Origin of the sequence: Eudoraea chungangensis, assembly GCF_029360665.1 — a bacterium.
Taxonomy (GTDB): Bacteria; Bacteroidota; Bacteroidia; order Flavobacteriales; family Flavobacteriaceae; genus Eudoraea; species Eudoraea chungangensis.
The window spans coordinates 822,114-847,365 of the sequence record NZ_JARDUB010000001.1 but is presented as its reverse complement, the minus strand read 5'-3'; the positions used below and the strand labels follow the sequence as shown (position 1 = coordinate 847,365).

Sequence of the window (25,252 nt, the reverse complement as noted above, 5' to 3'; positions counted from 1 at the left end):
TCAAATAGCTGTCCAACCTCCATCTACGGCTATATTCTGCCCTGTAATATAGCTCGAGTCGTCTGACAGTAAAAAACTCACAATGGGTGCAATATCCTTAGGAGTTCCCATTCTTTTCATGGGGACCCTATACTCATACTGTTCTACAAATATTTTGTTTTGGTGATCAAAAATCCCGCCGGGAGAAACGCAGTTAGATCTTACATTGTATTTTCCAAAATAAGAGGCCAAATACCTGCTGAAGTTTATAAGTCCTCCTTTGATTGCGGAATAAGCTGCGGGTGAGGTTAGAGGAGTATTTTCGTATACCGTGAAATCATTTCCAACAATGCCATAAACCGAAGACATATGAACTAAAGAACCATAACCTTGCTTCTTCATTATTTCTAATACAGGTTGAGAAAGGGCAAAAATCCTGCTTAACTGCATATCTATATTTTTACTAAACGAATCTGGATTAACATCTTCAAAAGCCTTTCCCCAGTCTGAGGTTCTTGGGTAGGCGTTATTGACCAACCCATCTATTCTTTTGTGCTTTTTTAGAATTGTGGTAATAGCCTGCTTTATTGACTTATCGCTGGTAATGTCTAAATTGATTTCACCTTTGTCGATATTATTATCTGCGTTTATATCCAGGTTTATGGCCGTTCCATTGTTCTGTTTAATATCTGTTAGAATTGCACGCCCCAGTAAGCCGCTTCCTCCAGTAACCAAAATTATCTTTCCATCTAAATTCATAGTATACACTTTAAAACTGCAATTGCCTCATTAGGGGAATTCATTGGCGACTTATTTTTATCAACACATTCCAAAAAATAGGCCATCTGTTCTTTATAGGTCACAAATATGGACAAATCCTTCACCTTAAAAAGCAATTCATTATTAAACAAATTGGTAATTTCACCTTTTACAAAATCTACATATAAGGTGTCTTTTTCGCGAACAATTTCTAAATTTCGCTTCGTGTCTTTTCTAAAATAATTAAGCGTTACTTGTGCCTGAAAACTATTAAACTCCAAAATACTCATTGAAGAATCAAAACTATTGATTTCTAATTTCGACGATTTTCTTTTTTTGGATACAGAACTAAGGGGTAGTCCAAACAAATACACTAAATAGTCTATTTCATGTATTAAATCTAAGTGCACGCCACCTCCAAGCTCTCTAATTGCACTATATACTTTGGTATAGTCTTTTCCAGGTCTCCAATCTGGCAAAAAAGACCCGCAATACGCACTAACTTCATTAATCTTAGATGGGTTTTCTTTTAAGTAAGTCTTAATAAATTTAATTAATGGATGAAATCTGAAATTACAGGCTACATACATTAATGGCCAATTACTATTGCTCTTTTCAAAAGCTTCAATTTGATCTTTACTAATAAATAATGGTTTTTCAATCATCATGGGAACATTTAGATCTTGTAGGCGAAAAATTTGATCCCAATGAATGGAAGAAGGACTAGAAATTAAAACAAAATTAAATTTGTATTGCCTCAGTTCCTCATAAGTAAATAGGTTGGTGACCCCTTTTTGTGTATCTGAATTTTCAGAAGATCTTAGCGCATATAATTGCACTTTTGGTTCTAGTTCTTTTAATACATGTATATGCTTTTGAGCTATAGAACCCAAACCTAAAATCAGTACTTTCATAGCTGCATTCCTAGTTTATTCTGACTTAAGAGGTACTCCATAATGTCAAAATCTAATGGTTCATCTAAATCAAAACAGATATGGTCCATAAGATAAAATAGGCTGCGTGGAGTTATAGCAGATTTGTATCCTTCTTTAAAAAATTTACTCCGATAAAAGTAAAATGAGGCATTCATATCGTAGACTTTAGGGGCGGTTTGTCTGGACCTCACTTCACTAGGTTTAACTAATTTAACATAGCCGTCTTCAGCAACTTCTACTACATTGAAATACGGATTCTTATGTGGTTTAGAAACTGAAAATAAATTAATAGCATCTGGGTTTTGTATTAGTTTTTCAAGACCCTCATTTAAATCATTAATTGTTCTCAGAGGTGAAGTTATATCCAAATCAAGTATAACATCGTAATGCTTTTGTTTTGTATTCTCATAAAACAATAAGACGTCATTTAAAACTTCTATTTTTCCTGCTTTATCCGTTGCTAAATAATCTGGTCTTTTATAATCCGTTTTAAGTCCGCACTCTTTTGCTATGTTTAAAATTTCGGTATCATCAGTAGACAAGGCAATATCTGCCTGCTTATTTTCTGCAAAGCTATTGGCATGCATGATTGTGTATTCTATTAAAGGCCGCCCGTTTAATTCCTTAATATTTTTCCCGGGAATCCCTTTAGATCCACCTCTTCCACAGATAGTAACTAAAATTTCCATTAAAACTTAATTTGTTCTATATCTCGTTGTGCCTTTTCAAAGTCCTCATGCTTTCCAATATCTAGCCAATAGCCCGAAAGCGGGTATGAAATTACCTTTTTCTTTTCTGCTATAAGTTTTTCCATTAAATCCGTAGCATTAAAAAACTCGCCTTTGGGTAAAAATTTTAGTGCTGTTTTTTTTATCAAATAAATCCCTCCATTGGAATAATAAGTATAGGTAGGTTTCTCTCTTAAATTTAAGACATGGCCATTACTTGTTTCTAATACGGCATAGGGTATGTCTACTTTGTACGGAATGGTAACAACAGATAAATCGGCTTTTTGCTTTAAGAAATCTAAGAAAAAATGTTCGTAATCCAAATTGGTTAGTATGTCTGAATTCGTCAATAAAACGTAATCGTGGTTAAAACTTTCAATTTTGGAAACAGCACCAATTGTTCCCAAAGGCTCATTTTCCCATACGTACTGAATCTGGATGTCTTTAGAATCTCCATTCCCAAAATAGCCTTCTATCTGTTCTCCTAAATATTTTACCGAAACCCAAAAGTCATCAATTCCATACAACGCTAGTCTATCTAAGTTGTGTTCCATAATTGGCTTTTTGCCAATCTTTAGTAATGGTTTGGGAGTTTTCTCGGTTAGTGGTTTTAACCGAGTACCCATGCCGCCAGCCATAATAACCGCATCTAAAGGCAGATATGAACGTAATTCTCTAAAATTAATAACATTTACTATTCTGTCTTTTTTATCAATCACGGGCAATATTCTATAATTACCTTCACGATATTGAATTATTTCTTCAATATTCTGCTCTCCTTTTCTAACAAACTTCGGCTCTCCCTGAATTACCTCCTTCAAAGTGCTGTCTAGGGTAATACCCCTAATAAGTCCTCTACGAACATCTCCGTCAGTTAAAGACCCCATTAATTTGTTCTTATTATTAACTACAAAAAGAACAGCGTCTTTCCCCAAGTCATTTAGCTTAATAAGTGCCTCTTTTACAGTGCTGTCAATACTAATAATATGTTTTCTATGGTTTTTCAAAATCTAAATCTTTGATGTCATAAAACGGTTTTTTCATTTCTTTGGAATCAAAGGATTCCAACTTATCCAGTATGGCCTCTGCGGCATGACCATCCCCATATAAGTTCTTTTGCGATTGAATCTCATTCAAAAAATCATCGTCCTTTGCCTGGCCAATGGCCCTTAGAATTTCTGGGTAACTTGGTTTGCAATTAATAACACTTTTAGGCATAATTCGTCCCTTTTGTCTATCACCTATATTGATAGTCGGAATTTTAAAGTAGGGAACTTCGAGTATTCCGCTAGATGAATTTCCAATAACAAAAGATACATACTGTAATGCAGATAAATATCTTAATTGACCTAATGAGGTAAAGGCAATTGCCTTAGAGGCGTTTTGAAATACATAATCATCGATCATTTTTATGATTATATCTCCGTCTTTATCGGAATTAGGTTTCGTAAAAATTAAGGTAGTGTCTTTTAGCTCGTCCAAGGCTTTTAAAAGATCTCCAAACTGATTTTGAGCACTAGCATTTTCTAAGGTAACCGGGTGAAAAGTGATTAACACCGAATTCTTTAATAATTTTTTTCCAAGTGATTTTTCCAAATTTTCTTGGGTCATTAAATTTAATGAGCGAATACTATCAATCCCAATAGCGCCAACATTAAAAACCTTATCGGGATTCTCTCCCATTTGAATAATTCTCTTCCTATAAATTTCCGTCGAGGCAAAATGGAACATACTCATTTTAGTAATCGCATGCCTTAAATAATCGTCATAAGCTCCTTCTGTTGTTTCGCCTCCATGAATATGAGCGACGGGTATTAGTGCAATAAGGGCAGCTGCAACCGCTGAAAATATTTCTGACCTATCTCCCAAGACTACCATGATATCTGGCTCTAGCTCTTCCAAAGCATCTGCAAAACCAATCATCGTATTGCCCATAGCCCTAGATATTTCTCGGGAAGAATCTCCAACTAAATCATCATAAATTTTTGCTGTAATATGAAATCCATCCTCTTCTATTTGAAGATAAGTATCCCCAAATTTTGGCATAAGATGCATCCCCGTTACTATTAGTTGTAGCTCCAGATCATCCTTTGACGCAATTAGTTTAATTAGTGGTTTTAAAAGACCATACTCGGCTCTGGAACCAGTAACTACGGCGATTTTTTTCATATAATATCATCTTCTCTATAGTCCTTTGTGGCTTTTGTACCAATAATGCTATCCCACTTCATTGGACTTATTCCTGTACCAGGTCTTTTGACTGCTAGATTTCTTTCTGAAAAGTATTCTCCTTTATTAATACTTTGGCTAGCTACAATACTCTTACGGGCTATTTCTTTATTCTTAACCTCGCTTTTACTTGGCTCTTTTATCCCATTTCCCATAGCCATTTCAATATTGCGAATAGACCTAACCATTTCCTTTAATTCTCCCGGTTCCAATGAAGCCAAGTGGTCTGGTCCTTTTAATCCCCTGTCTAAAGTAAAGTGCTTTTCAATAACCTTTGCCCCTAGAGCAACAGCCGCAACCGGAACTTCAATCCCCAAAGTATGGTCCGAATATCCTATGGCAACTCCAAATGCATCTCCGATGGTTTGCATAGCTCTAAGGTTTACATCCTCCATAGGTGTAGGATATTCAGTATTGCAATGCAGTATCGTGAGGTCTTTTATTGTTAATCCCTGCGATAAGAGCTCTATTATGGCCTCATTAATTTCTGCCATATTTGCCATTCCAGTCGATAACACTGTTGGCTTTCCAAAAGAGGCTATTTTTCTTAAATAAGGCAAATTTGTAATCTCACCTGAAGGGATTTTAAACAATGGGATCCCCAGCTTATTTAAGAATTCCAAGCTTTCCAGGTCAAAACCCGTAGACAAAAAGTTTATTCCCTTAGTCTTACAATATGCAATTAGTTCAAAGTGGTCTTCTTGGGATAGTTCAAGTCTTTGTAACATTTTCAGCTGAGATTCCGAAGTGTCCTTTGTATTCTCCTCCTGATACTTAGCCTTTTTTGCAGACCTGCTAACTAGTTTTTTAGCGTTAAAAGTCTGAAATTTCACAAAATCAACCTCAGCTTCACAAGCCACATCTATAAGCTTCTTAGCCATAGATATATCTCCATTGTGATTAACCCCTGCCTCTGCAATGACTAGTACTTTATTTCGCATGTTTTGTTATATTTCTCGCTGGATTTCCAACCCATGTGCCATTCGAAGGAATATCTTCAATAACCACACAACCTGCACCAATAACTACATTATCTCCTATTTCAACCCCTTGCTTTACCACTGCATTGGCTCCAATAAAGGTTCTTTTTCCCACTTTTACATTTCCGGCTAAAATGGCTCCCGGAGCTAAATGCGAGAAGGAACCCAGGCTACATTCATGCTCTACTATTGCACCGGAATTTATTATAGAGCCTAGCCCTATGGTACTTAAGCTGTTTACCACAGCATTAGGCCCAATCACTGTTGAGGATTCAATTTCAGCATTGTTCGAAATAAAAGAACTTGGAGCGAATAGTCTTATTTGCTTTAGACCATTTTTTATAATAAAGTTTGTTACTTTCTCTCGAATTAGGTTTGAACCTATTGCAGGAAAAACGGCAGCATCAGCAATTATTTTTGGTACATCAACTTCATTTTCATTGCCAAGGAAGTGGATCTTGTAGGGATTTTTTAAACTCTTTTGAAAATCAAAATAGCCTTTTATACTATAGTTATTTGCCAATGCTATATCGGCTACAACATAAGCATGGCCAGAATAACCCATTAAGTAAACATCTTTAGAATTTGACACTACTAGGAATATTTACTACCCTCTCCTCCAACCATTTAGAATTTTCTAGGCCGTCGGTTTGTGCTTTATTAAACATTGGTAAATGATTCATTAATTTCCAGATTGGCCTGGTCATGACGCCTTGAGCATTGGTCTCTTCTAAAAAAGAATTCCTCTCATTTACATCATTCAAAATTAGAGTATTCAACCAGTAATTTGCCAAAGACTCTTTTTGTTCTGTCACAAAGTTAACTTTTTGTAACTCAAAATACTCTTTATAATCTGCTGCTAATGCCCTTTTTTTTGCAATTATTTTTGGTAGCATTTCCATTTGCGCACATCCTATAGCGGCATTTACATTGGGTAGTCGATAGTTGTAACCAATCTGATTATGTACGAAATCCCATTTGTGAGGAATCTTGGCAGTTGTAGTTAAATGCTTCGCTTTTTTAGCAAGTTCTAGATCGTCTGTAACAATCATCCCACCGCCGCCAGTAGTTATAGTTTTATTTCCATTAAAACTAAATACCCCAAATAGACCCATCGTGCCGGTATGTTTTCCTTTATATAGGCTTCCCAATGATTCTGCTGCATCCTCTATTATTGGTAGGCTGTATCTTTTGCACACCGCTAATAGCTCTTCCATTTGTGCTGGAAAACCGAAAGTATGCATAGGAACTACCGCCTTGATTTTTCTCTTACTTAATTTATTGATACATATCCCATTGATTACTTGCGTATTGGCAGATAAGAATTCTTCTAACTTTTCAGCGGAGAGGCCTAAGGTCGCCTTATCCACATCAACAAACACCGGATGTGCACCTATATAGCTAATAGCATTGCAAGTAGCAATAAAAGTTAGGGCCTGGGTTATAACTTCATCATTTTTTTCAACTCCAGATAAAAGAAGTGCAGTGTGCAAAGCCGAGGTGCCATTTACAGTCGCTATCGCAAACTTAGCCTTGGTAAATTTTGCAACTTTATCTTCAAATTGGTCCACAAATTTACCGACACTCGAAACAAAAGTGGAATCAATACATTCCAAAAGATACTCTTTTTCATTGCCTGCAAAACAAGGTTCATGAAGAGGAATAAATGCTTGTTGATCAAATTTTTCTTTTATGAAGGATATCGTAGAGTTAAACATAGGTGTAATTACATCTTTTGGTCCAAATATTTTCCTGTCTCTTTATGTCCAAAACTAGGTATCATTGTAAAAAATAATTCAACCAGTTGGTCTTTGGTCCATGATTTTTCTTTTTTTAAATCAACAATTGTATTTTCAAATAAGGTCAGTTTTTCATCATCAAATAATAAGTCGTTTTTTATGATTCCCAGATTCTCAAATCGGTTTAAATCCAAAACTTCTTTCTCTGTATAAAATTCTTCAAAATCCTTTTCCCCAGTGGTATCACTTTTTGTAAACAGGCACGGCCACTGGTTTTTATCCGGCAAACTCAAAATTAAATCTCTTGCCTCTTGTTCATCTCTACAGAGGTATGGTTTATAACTAAGATTATTTAAATATTTCACAGCAATATCTGCAAAAGAAATTAAATGGAGGTTTTCATTGAGTTTTGGGAAAAAAATATCCCTGTTTTCCCCATAAATACAAGACATTAAACACAGCTCACCAGATTCTTTGGGAACTACAAAATATCTTTTAATATCATTGGGGGCAACAATAGGTTGCCGTTTTTGAATACGTTTTTCAAACCCATATAACAACGATCCATCCGAAAATGCAACATTAGCAAAACGAGCGGTGGAAATCTTAATTTCTTTGCTTTTTCGCATCAAAAACATTTCCATGATTCGTTTGGATGCCCCCATCATATTCACAGGGTTGGCAGCCTTATCTGTTGAAACACAAAAATATTTACGGCTGCCCTTGGCAATTGCCTGATTTAATGTTTTTTCTGTATTAAAAATATTTACATCTATCATTCGCATTAGGGTAAAAGGATCTTTTTCACTGCGAACGTGTTTTAATGCGGACAAATTTAAAACATAGTCGTACTTGCCGTCACTTTCTATGAAAGCGTCATATTCAATAGAACCAATATCCAAGGCAAAAGTCTGAAAGTCTCCGGAAATATAGCCGTATGTGCTGCGTAAGTCGCGAACCAATTCTACCATGTTATTCTCGCTGATATCCACTACATGAAGCTTTAAGGGACTTCTCTTAAATATCTCCTTGGTAACAGCCTGACCTATGGTACCTGCACCTCCCAAAACCAAAAATGTAGAGGAAGACACAATTCCTTCTAAATCTTTCTGATGATTTTTAATATCATTTACAAATAACTCTTTTTCCCTTCCTATCAATCTTAGTTGATCCATATCTTAATACAATTTCTTCAATAAGACTTTTATGGTGAAATCCTAATTACAATAAAACACTATATTCTGGTCTTTCCGCTAAAGTACGATAATTCCCAGCTCTTTCTATTCTACAAATACCTTCTAACTCATGTTCTTTTAGGATTGTTATGGCAAAATCATACCAAGTCATTGTTTCCTTATCTGTAAAATGCCTAATGCCATAATTGTCATCTTTTGCGGCAACAATTTTTAACAAATAAAAGGCCAAGTTATTTGAATTAGTGGGTTGGCCCGTTTGCTTGTCTGTTATATAAAGTATTTTCTCCTCTTTCGCCTTTTTTAGTATGGTCTTATAGAAATTATGCCCAAACTCAGAATACAACCATGATGTCCTAACAATAAAGTATTTTTTCATATCCCTTTGGATAATCTTCTCCCCGGCCAATTTTGATTTCCCGTACTCGTTGATCGGATTAGTTGGGTCGGTAACAAAATAGCCTTCCTTTTTTTTGCCATCAAACACATAGTCTGTTGAAATATGTATTAATACAACATCCTGATTAAGACAATTTTCCACTAAATATTGAATAGCCTCAGAATTAACTTTAAATGCAATTTCAGGAGTTACTTCGGCTTGTTCTACATTGGTATATGCTGCACAATTTATACAATAGTCAAAACTGTTTTCATAAAAAAACTTTGAGACTGCCTCTTTATTTGTAATGTCCAGGCTGTTAGAATCTGTAAAGACTATTTTTAGGTCTTTAAAGGACAAACTCACTTTTTGAATACTCTTACCTAACTGTCCAGAAGCACCTGTAACTAATATCTTTGTCATAAATCCAGGTCTTTTAGAAAAGGTAAACTACGGTCCTTTTCGGATAGAATTACCTTTTCATCGGATAATCCCCAGTCTATTCCCAACTCGGAGTCGTTATATATAATTCCTCTTTCTGCTTCCTTATGATAGAAGTTGTCGCATTTATATAGTAATTCAGCACCTTCGCTTAAGGTTACAAATCCATGAGCAAAGCCTTTGGGTATAAAAAGCTGCTTTCTGTTTTCATGGCTTAATTCATAGGAAACATGTTCTCCAAATGTTGGTGAATTCCTTCTTAGATCTACAGCAACATCAAGTACTTTACCTGATAGCACTCTTACTAATTTGGCTTGTGCATGTTCTCCTATTTGGAAATGTAGTGCTCTTATTACACCTTTTTTTGAAAAAGATTGATTGTCCTGTACAAAACTAATGGATGAGCCAATAGCCTCATTAAATCTCTTACTATTAAAAGACTCCATAAAATGCCCTCTAGCATCATAGAAAACATCCGGTTCTAAAAGATAACATCCTTTTAATTTGGTCTCTTTTATGGTCATTAATAATTTTTAAGAATCCCTAACAAGTTTTTTCCGTAACCACTCTTCAAAAGAGGTTCTGCCAATTTTATAAATTGCCCCTTGTCAATATAACCCATTTCGTATGCGGCAACTTCTATTGCCCCAATCTTTAGTCCTTGCCTTTCTTCGAGTACTTCAACAAATTGGGCCGCCTGCATCAAGGATTGGAAGGTCCCAGTATCTAACCAGGCCGTACCTCTGTCTAAAATGCTTACGCTAAGCTTATCTCTCTTTAGATATTCCTTATTAATATCTGTTATTTCTAGTTCTCCTCTTGCGCTAGGTTTAATATTTTTAGCTATTTCAACTACCTCATTATCATAAAAATATATTCCTGGAATTGCAAAATTAGATTTCGGCTCAGATGGTTTCTCTGCAATACTTATAACCTTCCCTCTATCGTCAAATTCGACCACTCCATAGCGTTCGGGGTCGGTTACGCGATAGGCATATATTATGCCTCCATCGGGATTGTTGTTGGACTGTAAAAGTTTTGTTAATCCGGTTCCATAAAAAATATTATCCCCTAGAATCAAGGCAACTTTATCGTTTCCAATAAACTGGGATCCAACAATAAAAGCATCGGCAAGTCCTTTCGGTTCTTCTTGAATGGCATAGGAAAAACAACAACCATATTTGCTGCCATCCCCCAATAATTCTTTAAAGAGAGGTAGGTCTTTTGGGGTTGAAATAATTAAAATTTCTTTAATGCCTGCGTACATGAGAGTAGACAAAGGGTAATAAATCATTGGTTTGTCATAAATTGGCATAAGTTGTTTACTCACCGATAAGGTTAACGGATGTAGTCTTGTGCCAGAGCCCCCTGCTAAAATAATTCCTTTCATTACTAATTAGATACAAAGAGAGATCTCTTTATTTATACATTTTTTTATAATAATCCTTATAATCCCCAGAAGTAACATTTGCCAACCACTCTTGATTATCTAGATACCAGTCAATAGTTTTTTCAAGACCTTCTTCAAAAGTAACAGAAGGTTTCCAACCCAGTTCCTTGTTTATTTTACTTGCATCTATGGCATACCTCAGATCATGTCCGGGCCTATCGGCTATAAAAGTAATTAGTCTTTGTGAGGTCCCTTCAGGTTTATTTAATTTTTGATCCATCATCTTACACAGAAGTTTTACTAAATCAATATTCTGCCATTCATTAAAACCGCCTATATTATAAGTCTCTTGGTTTTTACCATTATGAAAGACCAAGTCAATGGCCTTGGCATGGTCTTTAACAAACAACCAATCTCGAGTGTACTTACCGTCTCCGTATACAGGCAGTGCCTTATTTTCCATTATGTTGTTGATAAAAAGCGGGATCAGCTTTTCTGGAAAATGATTCGGGCCATAGTTATTAGAACAATTGGAAATTACATAAGGAAGGCCAAAGGTTTCTCCATAGGCTCTCACAAAGTGATCAGAGCTTGCCTTTGAGGCAGAGTAAGGTGAATTAGGGTCATATGCTGTAGTTTCACTAAATAAACCATCCTTTCCTAAGGTACCATAAACTTCATCTGTACTAATATGATAAAACCGACATCCTTGAGTTGTATCCTGCCATAAATTTTTTGCCGCATTTAGAAGATTAACAGTTCCTAAAACATTTGTCTTAACAAAGGCAAGAGGTTCGTCTATTGATCTATCTACATGAGACTCGGCAGCCAAATGGATGATTCCATCAAATCTATACTTGTAAAAAATTTCACTGATTAATGCAACGTCTAATATATCACCCTTAATAAAAGTGTAGTTTGGATAATCTTCAATATCCTTAAGGTTTTCTAAATTCCCTGCGTATGTAAGAGCATCAAGGTTATAAATGTGATATTGTGGGTACGATTTAACAAACTTTCTTACTACATGAGAGCCGATAAAACCTGCTCCTCCCGTTATCAGTAACGTTTTTTTATTCGCTGATCTTATCATTCGAGCCCCATCTGTTTTGCCTTCTTATTAAGGTATTTTACGAAATCGAAAAGTAAAAATAGAATGATTAATACCGCTGGTACCAAAATGAGGCTATTTCCAAAGAACGATTTCTGAATCACCTGAGGGTTGCCAAAATTTATTACGGTAATTGCTTGCTTTTCCCCTTCTAATTCTAATTTTTTAGATTCAATATCCCTTAACAACCCATTCTTGAGCCCAAGCAACCCCGTTATATCCAATGGATCTTCATTGCTCAAAATCAATTTACCTTCCATTTCCTTAGAATTACTTGATAATTTGGAAGAATAGTTATTAATTAATTCATCTACCTGTGCAATTAGACCTTGGTTAAGGAGAATTCTATTCTTGGCATTGTCTATTCTTACTGCAACTAATTTAGAATAGTATTCATTTGAATTTATATATTTAAGTAACTCTTTGGCATAGGTTTTCCCTACCTCATGGTTTTTATAACTAAAAACAATCTTATGGTTTAAAGTACTATTGTTAAGGATTTCCGTTCTAACAACATCCGAAACCACGGGATCAACTTTAAATTTCTCCAACATGGTAAGATACTTAACGTCATCTTCTATGTCTCCTGAAGATTCTTTTTCAACCGGAATGATATCAATGTCAAAGCCCTGGAGTTTTTCTGTTTCAATACCAAATTGATCAAAAAAAGCAGCATCTTTAGATTTCAATTTTGCCTTTATTTCATATACAGCATCATAGAGATAATTTTTACTTTCTAATAATGGTTTAACAATAACCTCAATTTTCTCCTTTTTGGTTGTAATCTTGTTCAGTCCAAAACCCATGGCCAATCCAACTACAGAAATTATGACAAGCTTTATAAAGTTATGTTTGATATATAAGAAAAAGCGCAAGAACCCTCTTAAAATATTAGTGAATCCCTTTCTAATATTATTCATTAGTTGCCCCAAATCTATTTCGTCATTTGGAATACTTGATTTGTTGGTGTTTTGATCCGACATGTTTAGGAATTAAAAATTTGTTGTAAAATTTTATCTGTAATTAAATAAGTTGGCTTTACCCCTGTAGTTCCAAGACCTCCAGATGCTAAGGTACTTCCTGTTTCCAAAGGATTGTCTGAGGCATAGTACGCATACCTCACTTTTATATCTTCTCTTATACTTCTTCGAATTTTTGAAGCTGATTGGATGGCTTTTTGGTAATGAACTCCTTCCATTTCAAGGCCAATAACGCCCCAGGTAGAGTTATGAAAAAATTCTAATATATCTCTATTCTGTAATGAGGTTCCTAAAACGGTTACCATTGTACCTTCTTTTACTGTTAAGCCGTTCCCATCAAAATCAAGTGCCGATAATTCATTCTTAAACGGATAGTTATCTGAAGTCCCTTCAAAAATATGCGCAGAAGGAATCATTAAATCTCCCTTCCCCCCATCTAAAATACCTGCTTTCCCCATAATTGAGATTGATATAACATTTAAATAATACTCTTTCCCTGTCTTAGAAATAAAGGGTTTTAGTAATTCATCAATAGTTTCATATGCCTGCTCACCAAACGCATAGTCCATAACAAAGATAATAGGTTTTTGATCATGAGATAAGTTGTCTTTCAATTCATAGCAACAGGCTTCAGGACCAAGTTTGGCCATATCAAAGATTTGGACGTCGATATTCGTTCCCGAATTATCGGGTATAAACATCATCCCATTTTCTTCCGCAACCCTATATACTTTGCTTCGTAAGGCGTTATTCTCGGGAGAACTCAAGGCCTCAAAGATGCTTAGAGACTCCTTTTCTGCAAAATCCTCCTTTAAAGCTTTTTTAGCGTAAAGAGAATTTACAACACTGTGCATGTTGGCACTAATGATATGAATAGGTCGTGTTAGTAGGTTTTTAGTTTGCAGCTCTTTTTTAATAGTATTGGCCCAAATTTCACCATGTATATGATGTCCCAAGCGTTCCCTTAAAATAGAACTAAACGTAACAACCCTCTTTTCTCCGCCAGTTTCTTCTTCAATTGCCAGTCTGCCAAGCCAAAAAACGACTTTAAGAAAACGTTCAGGATTTTCCTTTGTCTTAAGCTTATTGTAGACTTCTAATATCTCCAAAAAAGATCTTCCTAAAATATTCGCTGTGTGAATCAGGGCCGTTTCTCTTTGTTTTTCGGTCAGTTTACCCAAGGACACTGCCTTTTCCAATTTCACCCAATCTCTAATGGTCTGATCCGTGTCTTCAATAAGTACACGTCTGCATATCTTATCTGATTCAATATAAAGAAAAGTGAGATGAGTAAGAATATCATAAATATCCGATCTGCCGCGTGTTATTTCAATATTCATCTGTTCTTCATCTATTCTATAACAGTTCCTTCTTCTTTTGGGAGGGATAATTACTTCAAAATGAGATTTTCGATATCCCTCATCTGAGGTTAGATTGATATACCTGCATTCTTCAATTCCTCTGGGTAGGCGATCCAGAACATAGAGCAGTCCGTTCAATTCTGTTTTTTCTTCCGCTATGGAACCATATATCTCAGGCTGTAATAGGAGTAAGGCATTTCGAAGGGTAGCGCCTGAAACACCATTCGGTTTGTAAAAACCTCTATTAAACAGATGGCGCATTGTAATATACAAGCGTTCAATGGCATTTGTAGATTCTTGTGCCCTGGTAGTATCCTTAATATTCTTCATTTCCGTAAAACAAAATTACATTAAATATTTTATGGCTAAAGAAGTCAAGGAAAGCCTAAAACTAAACAACTATTGGCTACTTCTGTATAAACTCTTGTAATTCATCTGCAATTCTTCTGTCGTTAGACAGTCTCTGAATCTTATTTTGTCCGCCAAGCTTACCTTTCTTCTTCATAAAATCTTGAAATCCACCCTTTCTTACAGGAGTAACTATAAGACGTTGAAGTACTTTACCTTCTATCAAGTCAAAGTAATAACTATTCTGCTTTTGCAAGCTTAAATCCAATTTCTCTATAAAAGCAGACATTTCTTTTGGTTCACTTTCGAACTCAACAAACCATTCGTGGTATGGTAAGCCATTAATAGGACTTATTTGTGGAGCCACTGTGAATTCATTGATAATCGCCTTTGAGGCACTTAAAGCCTCCTGCATGGCGTATTCTACTTCCTTAGCGATAACATGTTCCCCAAAAGCAGAAATAAAATGCTTGATTCTTCCACTTACAATTACTTTAAATGGAATTAATGATACAAATTGAACGGTATCTCCTAAGTTATACGCCCATAACCCTGCATTTGTAGAAATAATCATTACATAATCTACAGCTAATTGCACTTCGGTTATAGTAAGCCTTGGGGCGTCCGCTTCATAAAATTGATCCGCCCTAACAAATTCATAGAAAATTCCAGAATTCAATAATAACAACATTCCCTTCTCTTTTTGAGAATCCTGATAAGCAAAAAATCCTTCACTAGCAGGAAAGAGTTCAATACTGTCTACTTTACGGCCAATAAGTTCTTCAAACTTTGCCCTATATGGCTCATAATTAACTCCGCCGTAAATAAAGAGTTGAAAGTTTTCAAAAAGATCCCCGATATTCTTATTGCATCTTAATTTTAGGCGCTCAAAATACATTTGTACCCATGAAGGGATCCCTGCTATAACGGTCATATTTTCAGATATTGTTTCGTCAACAATACGCTCTACTTTGGTTTCCCAGTCTTCTATGCAATTGGCTTCCCAACTGGGCAACCGGTTACTCTGTAAATAATTAGGCACATAATGCGCCGAAATACCTGAAAGTCTACCTAGCTGAACTCCATTTAAGTCTTCTAATTCTGGACTTCCTTGCAAAAAAATCCATTTTCCATCTACAAATTGTGTGTTTTTTGTTTCATTTATATAATTTAATATGGCATTTCTGGAAGCCAGCACTTGCTCTTTAATGGATGCCTTAGTAATAGGAATATATTTTGCTCCAGAAGTGGTACCAGAAGTTTTTGCGTAATATAGGGGTTGTCCTGGCCAAAGAACATCCGTAGCCCCATCAACCATCTTATCTACGTATTGTTTTAGTGCCTCATAATCTCTAATCGGCACATTTCTAACAAAGTCTTTATGCGATTTTATGGAATGAAAATTATGGTCTTTCCCAAAGTCTGTTTTTTCTGCATGTTTAATTAGCGATTTAAAAACTTTTTCCTGAGCGCTTTGAGGGTGGTTCTTCCATTTATTAGTTTTCCTAACAATAAAACGAGCAAACAAAAGAGAAGCGTAAGACTTTATAGACATAGTGCTCAATTAAAATCAACATAATCCGTTGGATTCATAGGGTTTCCATTATTCCACAACTCAAAATGTAAATGAGGTCCGGTTGTCAATCGTCCTGTGTTACCTACTGAGGCAATTACCTCTCCTGCTCTTACAAAATCTCCTTGAGATTTGTTCAAAGCACCATTGTGTTTATATACAGAAATAAGTCCGTTCTTATGTTCTAGGATGATAACATAACCTGTTTCTGCTGTCCATTCGGCAAAAACCACTGTGCCCGGAGCAATTGCCTTTACCGGAGTATCTTTGGAGGAGACAATATCTACGGCAAAATGTTTTATTTTAGGATTATAAGGTTGGGAAATAGTGCCGCTTAATGGGGAGAAAAAAATTAAAGCCTTGTTTTCAGAGTCCGATTCAAATAGATTGTACTTATCTTCCAAGGCCACCTCAGCTCTCAATAAGGAATCCTCCCTAATCGGAGATAGATCAACTGTATTGGGGTCTATTTTAAACTGTTGAAAGAGAGAATCTCTATTGACCTGGTTGTTTTCAACCTCACCTTTTAATACCATTCTAATATTAGATAAATACCTATTGGTATATTCTAAAACATTTACCAATGAATCCGTTTTATAGGTAAGCTCGGTGGCCTGACGCTTAAGCTTGGTAGAAGAATAACCAGGTATATACTCTCTTAAAGGAGTAAAGGCAATTAATAAAGTTGTTAAGCCAATGAGCCCTACAATAAGCAATGTTCCAGTAACAAAAACATTCAAACGACTTAACTTAAAGGAAATTTTTTCTTCAAATGTACTTTCGTTCAATATCACCAAACGATACTTATGCAGAAGTTTTCTGCGCAACTCTTTCCTTTTCTTTTGTTTTTTAGCCATCGTTTACAAAGATAAGATTCGACTTTTGTCTAAAGCTAATAAGGTGTTAATTTAATATAGACTGATTATTCTTTTATGGTTTTTTGAAAAAATTACAATTATTTTCCCAAGAAGCCGTTCTAATAAACCGCAAAGTAAAGACTTTTTAGTACCTTTGATTTTACTAAATTAAAATAATATGATCGCTGCAGTAACATTCTTAGCAATAGGTCCATGGCAAATTGCCATCGTCGTCATGGTTGTTTTACTTCTTTTTGGAGGAAAGAAAATTCCTGAGCTAATGAGAGGCCTTGGTAGTGGAATAAAAGAATTCAAAGATGCCTCTAAAGAAGATGAACAACTTGAAGAAAATAAGGACAATTAGACCGCTCAATCTTAGAAATATTATAATATAACTAGAGTGCGCTATTATGGCGCATTTTTTTTATCCTTTCCCGTTATTATACTTATCGGTATTCTATTTTAATCGAATTTGCTTTAACACAAATACAGACTACTTCTTGATTTTCTAAGGCTTTATAGGTAAGCGGCGTATCGATGAAATACATAAGTTGGACATACACGACAAAAATGTTCTATTTCACAACAAAAACTAAATCCAGATAAGATATAGGTTTATTTTTGGTTACAGATGTAGCTGATAATGTGAGTCTTACTAAAACTAACCTTTATTCTAAATCTTAGATTTTGTTTTTCAAGTACCTTTTTTTGACTAAATCTTTATATACAACATACTTGTTTGCCTGTTTCATTCTATGGCAATCTATGCTAATGGGGAATGCCACAGAAATAAGTGTTGAAATGGACGCACCAAATTCTATTACAACAAGTAATACCATTTCGGGCCTAGAAAATTTCTTTTCTGCCGCCAAAAAACACGGCATCCCATCAAGAAGTGTCAAAGGCTTTCCTAAGGAGGCTACAGGGTTTTATGCCATTACCGGAGTTTTTGGAGAATTATCGAATGCCAAAAACTTTAAGAAAAAGCTTGCTTTAAAAGGACTGCCCGCAGAAATACTCTACCATAAGGGGTCAAAACTGAACTATGTTTATATAAACTATGACTCCCGATGGGAGAATACCTTAGCCTTAATAAATTCGAATTTTAATAATCAGTATACCGCCAAAACATGGGTTTTACATGCAGCTCCAACAATTTCAAAAAACGTCCTTGAAGCGGTTAAACCTAATAAAGGCTACGATAGCTTTCTTAAGATCGCCAAGGATAAAAAAGTGCCGGCTAGAGTTATTGATGATTTAAAGGAGGTTAGCAATGGCTTCTATTTAATTGCAGGAGTTTACGGGGATCCTAAAAATGCAGCATTAAACATAGCCAAATACACAGAAAAAGGATTTAAACCTGGAATTTTCAAAAACAAAAAGAACAATCTAAACTATATTTATTTAAAAAAATATTTAGATCCGGACAAAGCAATTTTGGCTCATCAAAACAAACTTAACGGCTCATATTTGAACAAGCTTTGGATTCTACAAGTAAAAAATAGTGTAGAATTACATTCCGAAAACACCAAGGCTGTGTCTAATCAGAAAAACATTCCTTCTAAAAAGACACTTCTTTCCGATAACAAACCAACGCAGAAAAAATCTAAACGCAGTTCTTTAGGAAACGAAAAGCTCTTAGAGAAAGCTGATACGTATTTTGAGAAAATGTGGTACGCAGAGGCCGCAAACATCTATGAGCAGGTTTTAGAAGCAGAGGGAAGTAATGCATCCTATGATATCATTCAAAAGGTTGCCGATGCGCATTATTATAATACCAATATGGAAAGAGCATACTATTGGTATGATATTTTATTTAAAAACTACAAAAATGAAATGTCTAATGATAATATATTTAAATATGCTCATACCCTTAAAGGTACCGGTAAATATGCCAGGGCAAAAAGACTAATGAAGCTCTATGAACGCGATAATTCTAATGCCGCAAATGCAAATGACATTAAAGAGGATTATAACGAAATAATTCTCGACAACATTCTGAGTGAAAAGAATTTGTTTACCATAGCTAATCTCGAAATTAATTCAAGGTATTCCGAGTTTTCTCCATCCTTCTATGGAGACGACCGCGTTGTATTTGCTTCGGCGATGGATTCCCTATTTTTACATACCAGACGGTATAAATGGAATGATCAGCCCTACCTTGACCTATATGTGGCGAAAATTAACAAGGAAACGCAGGAGGTAAGAGATGCCATTAAATTCTCCAAAAAGATAAATACAAAATACCATGAAGCCTCCGTATCCTTCTCCCCGGATAATACTACAATGTATTTTACGAGAAACAATTTTGGTAAAAAGCTTAAACGTGATAAAAACGGTGTTAACAACTTAAAAATTTATACCGCCAAAAAAATTAATGGAGAGTGGAAAGACGTAAAAGAATTACCTTTTAATAGTGATAACTATTCTACAGGGCACCCGGCTCTAAGTCCTGACGGGAAACAGCTGTTTTTTGTATCAGACATGCCAGGAACTATAGGGAAAACCGACATCTTCGTGGTAGATATTATTGGAGATGGTGAATACTCAGAACCACGCAATTTAGGACCTGAGATAAACACAGAGCAACGAGAAATGTTCCCTTTTATCAATGAAAAGAAATTATACTTTTCTTCTGATGGACATATTGGACTTGGCGGTTTAGATGTTTTTGAAGTTGAATATGATGAAGATAAGGTGTTTAAGGAAGTAAAGAATGTTGGCCAACCTGTAAATAGCAAAAAGGACGACTTTTCATATATCGTTAATGAAAACACTCAGCAAGGATTTTTTGCTTCTAATCGCAGAGGAGGCAAAGGCGATGACGACATCTATTCATTTCAAAGAATTCTACCTGAAGAAGCAAACGAAAATGCTATTGCTGGGGTTGTCACTGATAAAATCACAGGGAACATTATGCCTGCCGCTCTTGTAAGTCTGCTAGATGAAAATAATATTAAACTTAAAGAGCTCGAAACCAACACAGATGGGAGCTTTGTATTTGAAGATCTGGAGAGTACAACGAAATATATCATAAGAACGGAGAAGGAAGGCTATTTCAATGATATTAGCGATATAGTCACCGAGGATAATCAATTGGTTGAAGTTGACGTAACGATGAAGAAATTAAAAGAACTAATTGTGATTGAGGATGGTATTAGAAAACTCAAAACCGAAATGATTTTCTTCGACTTTGATAAGTTTAATATTAGGACAGACGCCAGCAATGAACTTGACAAATTAGTGGAAGTAATGAATGAATACCCATCTATGGTAATCAAAATTGAATCCCACACCGATTCTAGAGGAAAGAGAGCATACAACAAATATCTTTCGGATAAACGTGCAAAATCTACTAGAGAGTACATAATCTCTAAGGGTATCGATCCTTCTAGAATTGAAAGTGCAATAGGTTATGGCGAAGAGCGCCTCTTAAATGAATGTAATGGAACTGTACGATGTAGCTCGGCTAAGCATCAAATAAACAGGCGTTCAGAATTTATTATAGTCAAAATGTAATAGCTTACCTAGACTAAAATCATCTTCATTTCATACTGCTAATAGCAGATTTAAAGAAATAGACAGGTCCTGAAAGACTGCAAAGGTCCTAAATAATAGTATTGTTTCTTCTTTTACATCCGAAATAACAGATTTCACAACAATCTACAACCTCTAAATACTTTATAATCAAGCATATAGTTATAATAATAGGTCATCTAAACCCTATTATCATGAAACATATTTTACTTTTTAAAGAAATTTATATTAACGCCTTTAAAAACATAGGGCACATCATACTTAAAAACTACTTAAAGCTTTTCTTTTGGTTTTGCTTTGCGTTGTTTATAGTAGTGCTATATGCCTTTATTTTTAGAGTTGCTACAGGTTTTGCCTTTGACTAATTAAGGCTTTTACTCGTAACTTAGGGGCTAAATTGAGATGGGTACGCCATAACAGCGCTCCTTTCATCGAATAAAACTACCCTTCCTAGAGCTTTGTAAGCTTGATGAGTTATACAACTTTTATTCCGGTATTATATCCATAAAATATACCGTATCATAAAAGTAGAAGCACCTTTGTAGAACTAACTATATGAGAATACAATATGGAAAAAGTTCTACTATTTAAAGAAATCTATCTTGAAGCATTTAGAAATTGGAAAAGCATATTCTTAAAGGAGTATTTTAAGGTATTTTCCTGGTTTTGCTTCGCCCTACTGTCCATTACCATGTATGCTTTTGTATACAGAGTCTTTACTGGTTTTGCATTTGACTAAGAAGAATTACCTCTTTGATCTAATCTATCTGAAGTGTCTTAAGGATGGCCTCCAGTTCAAACATATAATCGCGTTTGTTGGTAGCCGGAGCAAAAGTAAATCCTTCTACAACTAGTTTACGATTGTTTTTGTCGTCGTTAACTATAAAGGTGAGGAATGGTCCAGCCATGGGGTAATTTTGAATTTCCCAAATACCCCTAACCTCAGCAGCTTTTCTTCCAGCCAACTCTGCAGGAAAAACATATGGAGCAAAGGCCTTTTCAGTTACCATATACGTAGTTTTATTAGGAATATCCGGGCCAGGAATATACTTCTTGCCGATAGAATCGCGCATCTTTACAATATCACTTACAAAAGTAGAGTCTTTGTCAAAACTATTCCCTGGCATTGTATAGACAATAATATTCATACTCCCTTTAGGAATTTCTCTATCTATCCAAACAAAGTTTTCTTCTACTTTACCAACTTTGTAAATTGTGGGTAGTTTTAAAGAAATATTAAATTCTTCTTGTAGGGATCGATCAAGGCTCAGCGATCTTGAAAACCGTTTTTGAGTCTCGTCTAGCTCCGTCTCTCGAATTGATGCAATAATTTTATCGGAAAATTTATCAATATTGGTAATGAGTTCATCCTGGTTTCGGCCTTTTAGAACACCTACTTTCTGAGGTGTTGCGTAGAGATCTGTTTTTATATGTGCAATATCCACCGTATCTATGCTTACATATAAGACAGCCCTTCTGTGTCTGGTCATTCCAGTAAACACCTGAGGAGGCATATGCTCTAGATTGAACTGGGGCTCATTCCAAGTAAGGCCAATTAGGGATTCTGCAAAATGTTCCCTTACCTTGTCACCAACTGTTCCCTCCCATAGGTCATTTTCCATTACTACGGCCAAGGTATTTAGGGCTCCAACAGAAGCTGGCTTGTAGGCTTTTTTCTTTTTATCATCACAAGATGTAGATAAGAGAAGAATTACAACCAAGGCGCAAATGTTCTTCATATATGTAGTGTTAAGAGGAACAATCACACAATCTCAGCTTAGTTCCAGGTTTAAGATTATTGCCACTAAGACTATTCCATTTTTTTAAATCTTCAATAGAAATGCCAGGGTATTTTCTAGAAATGGTCCATAAGGAATCTCCTGATTTAACCGTATGGATTTTGGCTTCTACCTGAACCTTATCATTTGAAGTTGAAGCCGTTTTATTGGAAGAATTGTTGGTAGCTGAAGCTACTGGTTTTCTAGGAAAGATGGTTAAACGTTGTCCAACACGCAAATTGTTACTCCGCAATCCGTTCCATCTTTTTATTTGACTAACGCCTACACCATGCATTTCTGCAATTTTACCTAAATAATCGCCACTTCTAACCCTATATCTTACCCGGTTCTGCGTCTTCACAAGTTCGGGGAGGGGGCTTTCTTTCTTTTTTAAATCTTCTCGCACATAGGCATAAATCATATCCTCATTAGCCACAAACTTTCCAATCAAGTTTTTAGGTAAGCGTAAAATATAATTCTTGCCTTTTACCATTGGAATTATATCTAACTTATACGAAGGGTTAAGGAGTTGAAGCTCTTCTTTACTAATCCCGATTAAGTCAGAAATATGATCAAAAGTAATCAGCTCTTTAACGTGAATAGTATCTGTTTCAAAATAGGGGCGGTCTATCCTTGTTTTTTCAATTCCATGCTCCTCGGCATACTCAAATAAATACATTGTTGCCAAGAAAGCCGGTACATATCCCGCAGTTTCTCTAGGTAAGTTTCTTCTAATATTCCAATAATTAGTGTATCCTCCAGACCTTCTAATTGCCTTGTTTACATTCCCTGGTCCGGAATTGTAAGCAGCTAATGCCAAATCCCAATCTCCAAATATATCATACAACTTAGACAAATAGGCGCATGCTGCTTTGGTAGATTTAATCGGGTCTCTTCTGTCGTCCACATAGCTACTCACGTCCAAGCCATACATTTTGCCAGTGCTATACATAAACTGCCATAATCCTGTAGCTCCAACTCTAGATTTTGCTCTTGGGTTTAAGGCCGATTCTACAATAGCCAGGTATTTTATCTCTAAAGGAATGTTATAATTATCTAATTCTTGCTCAAATAGAGGAAAATAGAACTGACTAGCCACAATCATTCTTTCTATAAAATCGTGCTTCCGAGACAAAAATGATTTGATTACGCTTTCCAAGGATGGATTATAAGCAATATCAAACGGAGTTTTTTCGTCTAATGCAGCCAACCTCTCTTTTAATACTTCTGTGTCTATTTCAATGGAATGAGATGCTAAAGTGTCTATTTTCAAAGGAGAAACAAAATCGTACATTTCTTGATACAAAGAAGCGCTTTCATGAAGGGTTCTTAGCCAAAGACTGTCATATTTTGCTGCCTCTACGTGGTCTTTTAATAGAAAAACACCATTCTCCTTAGTAATTTCTAAGGCGTTTACCGGGTTAGAAGCATTCAATTGAAATGAATCTTCAATAAGTTTGTTTCGATTCTCTTCGGAACCTTCAATTTGGGCTGATAGCTTTGCACTAATCGAAAGGCAAAGAAAAACACAAATAGTTCCTATTTTAGTAAACATATCTCCTTATTTGGACGTGAGAAACAAACGAAAATCGCATTTTTTTTTTAGAATTTAAAATCTCACTTCCTAAAACTAAGCCAAAACTACTATCTCCGTTTATCGATAACGCCCTTAATCTTCTATTATTGCGGCAATACCAGGAAGAGATTTACCTTCTAAACTTTCCAACATTGCACCTCCTCCAGTTGATACGTAACTTACTTTGTCTTCAAAACCAAATTGTTTAACCGCTGCAACAGAATCCCCCCCTCCTACAAGTGAAAAAGCTCCATTCTTTGTGGCTTGGTCTATAAAATCCCCAATTGCTATGGTGCCCTTTGAAAAACTCTCCATTTCAAATACTCCAACAGGACCGTTCCATAAAATTGTCTTAGATTCTAGTATTACTTTTCCGAATAATTCTAAGGTTTTGGGTCCGGCATCTAAACCTTGCCAGCCGTTTGGAATAGCATTTACATCCGTTATCTTTGTCTGTGCGGCATTGTCAAAATCATCTGCTGCCACTACATCCACCGGCAAGTGAACTTCTACACCTTTCTTCTTTGCCTCTTCTAAAATGGTTAAAGCCAAAGCCATTTTGTCGTCTTCACAAATCGAATCTCCTATGTTTCCGCCCTGGGCCTTTATAAAAGTATAGGTCATCCCTCCTCCAATAATCAAATGGTCTATTTTGTCTAAAATATTTTCAATAATCGTGATTTTTGAAGAAACTTTGGCCCCTCCAAGTATGGCTGTTATAGGCTTTTGCCCTGTTCTTAAGACTTTTTCTATAGCGTCAATTTCCTTGGCAAGTAAATACCCAAAACATTTAGAGTCTTTAAAATATTTGGCAATTATTGTAGTTGAAGCATGTGCTCTATGGGCAGTTCCGAAGGCATCATTTATATAAATGTCTCCTAAATCGGCAAGCTCCTTAGCAAATGTTTCATCCCCATCCTCTTCCTCTTTATGAAATCTTAAATTTTCCAACAGTAAAACTTCTCCGTTTTGAAGTTCAGTGACCTTTTTTTTAACTTCTTTTCCAACACAGTTTTCAACAAATTTAATCTGAACGCCTAGAACCTCAGATACTTTTCCTACTATGTGGCTTAAGGACATTTCAGGGTTTACGCTCCCTTTTGGTCTGCCTAAATGACTCATTAAAATTACACTACCTCCATCTTCCAACACTTTTATTATACTAGGCTTTGCCGCTTCAATTCTGCTGGTATCCGTCACATTAAATTCTTTGTCAAGCGGTACGTTAAAGTCTACTCTTATTATTGCTTTTTTATCTTTGAAGTTAAAGTTTTCAAGTGTTTTCATAAGGAAATAGTTTAAAAGAAAAGCAAATGTAAAGATTATTGAAGTTCCATTGAAGCTGCGGGGTAAATTAATCTAACTTCTTTATAAAAGCC

24 protein-coding genes are annotated in these 25,252 nt (G+C 35.6%); 4 read left to right on the top strand and 20 right to left on the bottom strand.

Annotated elements, in window-relative coordinates:
- The 17 genes from PXG98_RS03715 to PXG98_RS03635 form a co-directional block, all read right to left on the bottom strand.
- Positions 1 to 738, bottom strand: a complete 738-nt coding sequence (locus PXG98_RS03715; RefSeq protein ID WP_276389063.1) for an SDR family oxidoreductase — start codon at positions 736 to 738, stop codon at positions 1 to 3.
- Positions 735 to 1,652 (bottom strand): Gfo/Idh/MocA family protein, encoded by a 918-nt coding sequence (locus tag PXG98_RS03710; protein ID WP_276389062.1) that lies wholly within the window; start codon positions 1,650 to 1,652, stop codon positions 735 to 737. The genes PXG98_RS03715 and PXG98_RS03710 overlap by 4 nt, the downstream gene beginning before the upstream one ends.
- Positions 1,649 to 2,362: an acylneuraminate cytidylyltransferase family protein gene (locus PXG98_RS03705; protein WP_276389061.1), complete on the bottom strand. Its 714-nt coding sequence runs from the start codon at positions 2,360 to 2,362 to the stop codon at positions 1,649 to 1,651. Before PXG98_RS03705 ends, PXG98_RS03710 begins: the two co-directional genes overlap by 4 nt.
- Positions 2,362 to 3,408 (bottom strand): nucleotidyltransferase family protein, encoded by a 1,047-nt coding sequence (locus PXG98_RS03700; protein WP_276389060.1) that lies wholly within the window; start codon positions 3,406 to 3,408, stop codon positions 2,362 to 2,364. The genes PXG98_RS03705 and PXG98_RS03700 overlap by 1 nt, the downstream gene beginning before the upstream one ends.
- On the bottom strand, positions 3,395 to 4,570 hold the full coding sequence (neuC, locus tag PXG98_RS03695; protein WP_276389059.1) for a UDP-N-acetylglucosamine 2-epimerase: 1,176 nt from the start codon (positions 4,568 to 4,570) through the stop codon (positions 3,395 to 3,397). The genes PXG98_RS03700 and neuC overlap by 14 nt, the downstream gene beginning before the upstream one ends.
- Positions 4,567 to 5,571 (bottom strand): N-acetylneuraminate synthase, encoded by a 1,005-nt coding sequence (gene neuB, locus PXG98_RS03690; RefSeq protein WP_276389058.1) that lies wholly within the window; start codon positions 5,569 to 5,571, stop codon positions 4,567 to 4,569. The genes neuC and neuB overlap by 4 nt, the downstream gene beginning before the upstream one ends.
- Complete coding sequence (locus PXG98_RS03685) at positions 5,561 to 6,202, bottom strand: acetyltransferase (protein WP_276389057.1); 642 nt, start codon at positions 6,200 to 6,202, stop codon at positions 5,561 to 5,563. Before PXG98_RS03685 ends, neuB begins: the two co-directional genes overlap by 11 nt.
- A complete protein-coding gene (locus tag PXG98_RS03680; RefSeq protein ID WP_276389056.1) occupies positions 6,189 to 7,328 on the bottom strand; it encodes a LegC family aminotransferase in 1,140 nt (379 codons plus the stop codon). Before PXG98_RS03680 ends, PXG98_RS03685 begins: the two co-directional genes overlap by 14 nt.
- 8 nt (positions 7,329 to 7,336) lie before the next feature.
- Entirely contained in the window at positions 7,337 to 8,524 is a 1,188-nt protein-coding gene (locus PXG98_RS03675; protein ID WP_276389055.1) for a UDP-N-acetylglucosamine 4,6-dehydratase, read from the bottom strand.
- Positions 8,525 to 8,570: 46 nt separating this feature from the next.
- Positions 8,571 to 9,344, bottom strand: coding sequence for a dTDP-4-dehydrorhamnose reductase (gene rfbD, locus PXG98_RS03670; protein WP_276389054.1), 774 nt, complete (start codon positions 9,342 to 9,344; stop codon positions 8,571 to 8,573).
- A complete protein-coding gene (gene rfbC, locus PXG98_RS03665) occupies positions 9,341 to 9,886 on the bottom strand; it encodes a dTDP-4-dehydrorhamnose 3,5-epimerase (RefSeq protein WP_276389053.1) in 546 nt (181 codons plus the stop codon). The genes rfbD and rfbC overlap by 4 nt, the downstream gene beginning before the upstream one ends.
- Positions 9,886 to 10,752 carry a glucose-1-phosphate thymidylyltransferase RfbA gene (gene rfbA, locus PXG98_RS03660; RefSeq protein ID WP_276389052.1) on the bottom strand — a complete coding sequence of 289 codons (867 nt, stop codon included), beginning with the start codon at positions 10,750 to 10,752 and terminating at the stop codon, positions 9,886 to 9,888. The genes rfbC and rfbA overlap by 1 nt, the downstream gene beginning before the upstream one ends.
- A gap of 28 nt (positions 10,753 to 10,780) precedes the next feature.
- Entirely contained in the window at positions 10,781 to 11,845 is a 1,065-nt protein-coding gene (rfbB, locus tag PXG98_RS03655) for a dTDP-glucose 4,6-dehydratase (RefSeq protein WP_276389051.1), read from the bottom strand.
- Positions 11,842 to 12,846, bottom strand: coding sequence for a hypothetical protein (locus PXG98_RS03650; protein WP_276389050.1), 1,005 nt, complete (start codon positions 12,844 to 12,846; stop codon positions 11,842 to 11,844). Before PXG98_RS03650 ends, rfbB begins: the two co-directional genes overlap by 4 nt.
- 2 nt (positions 12,847 to 12,848) lie before the next feature.
- On the bottom strand, positions 12,849 to 14,534 hold the full coding sequence (locus tag PXG98_RS03645; protein WP_276389049.1) for a DUF6909 family protein: 1,686 nt from the start codon (positions 14,532 to 14,534) through the stop codon (positions 12,849 to 12,851).
- 76 nt (positions 14,535 to 14,610) lie between these two features.
- The gene (locus PXG98_RS03640) at positions 14,611 to 16,107 is read right to left on the bottom strand and encodes a GH3 family acyl-acid amido synthetase (RefSeq protein ID WP_276389048.1); all 1,497 of its coding nucleotides are present in this window, start codon (positions 16,105 to 16,107) and stop codon (positions 14,611 to 14,613) included.
- Positions 16,108 to 16,112: 5 nt separating this feature from the next.
- Positions 16,113 to 16,982, bottom strand: a complete 870-nt coding sequence (locus tag PXG98_RS03635; protein WP_276389047.1) for a M23 family metallopeptidase — start codon at positions 16,980 to 16,982, stop codon at positions 16,113 to 16,115.
- 178 nt (positions 16,983 to 17,160) lie between these two features.
- Between PXG98_RS03635 and PXG98_RS03630 the strand changes: the two genes are divergently transcribed.
- The 4 genes from PXG98_RS03630 (at position 17,161) to PXG98_RS16455 (ending at position 21,258) form a co-directional block, all read left to right on the top strand.
- Positions 17,161 to 17,346, top strand: coding sequence for a twin-arginine translocase TatA/TatE family subunit (locus PXG98_RS03630; RefSeq protein ID WP_276389046.1), 186 nt, complete (start codon positions 17,161 to 17,163; stop codon positions 17,344 to 17,346).
- A gap of 407 nt (positions 17,347 to 17,753) precedes the next feature.
- Positions 17,754 to 20,501: an OmpA family protein gene (locus PXG98_RS03625; RefSeq protein WP_276389045.1), complete on the top strand. Its 2,748-nt coding sequence runs from the start codon at positions 17,754 to 17,756 to the stop codon at positions 20,499 to 20,501.
- 212 nt (positions 20,502 to 20,713) lie between these two features.
- Positions 20,714 to 20,884 carry a DUF6747 family protein gene (locus tag PXG98_RS16460; RefSeq protein WP_338150220.1) on the top strand — a complete coding sequence of 57 codons (171 nt, stop codon included), beginning with the start codon at positions 20,714 to 20,716 and terminating at the stop codon, positions 20,882 to 20,884.
- Between the two features lie 203 nt (positions 20,885 to 21,087).
- The gene (locus PXG98_RS16455) at positions 21,088 to 21,258 is read left to right on the top strand and encodes a DUF6747 family protein (RefSeq protein ID WP_338150219.1); all 171 of its coding nucleotides are present in this window, start codon (positions 21,088 to 21,090) and stop codon (positions 21,256 to 21,258) included.
- A 19-nt stretch (positions 21,259 to 21,277) separates the two neighbouring features.
- Here PXG98_RS16455 and PXG98_RS03620 read toward each other — a convergent pair whose 3' ends face one another.
- From PXG98_RS03620 to PXG98_RS03610, 3 genes are all read right to left on the bottom strand, one after another.
- Positions 21,278 to 22,258, bottom strand: a complete 981-nt coding sequence (locus PXG98_RS03620; RefSeq protein WP_276389044.1) for a DUF4837 family protein — start codon at positions 22,256 to 22,258, stop codon at positions 21,278 to 21,280.
- Positions 22,259 to 22,268: 10 nt separating this feature from the next.
- Positions 22,269 to 23,852: a LysM peptidoglycan-binding domain-containing protein gene (locus PXG98_RS03615; RefSeq protein WP_276389043.1), complete on the bottom strand. Its 1,584-nt coding sequence runs from the start codon at positions 23,850 to 23,852 to the stop codon at positions 22,269 to 22,271.
- A 114-nt stretch (positions 23,853 to 23,966) separates the two neighbouring features.
- Entirely contained in the window at positions 23,967 to 25,160 is a 1,194-nt protein-coding gene (locus PXG98_RS03610) for a phosphoglycerate kinase (RefSeq protein WP_276389042.1), read from the bottom strand.
- Positions 25,161 to 25,252: the final 92 nt, after the last annotated feature.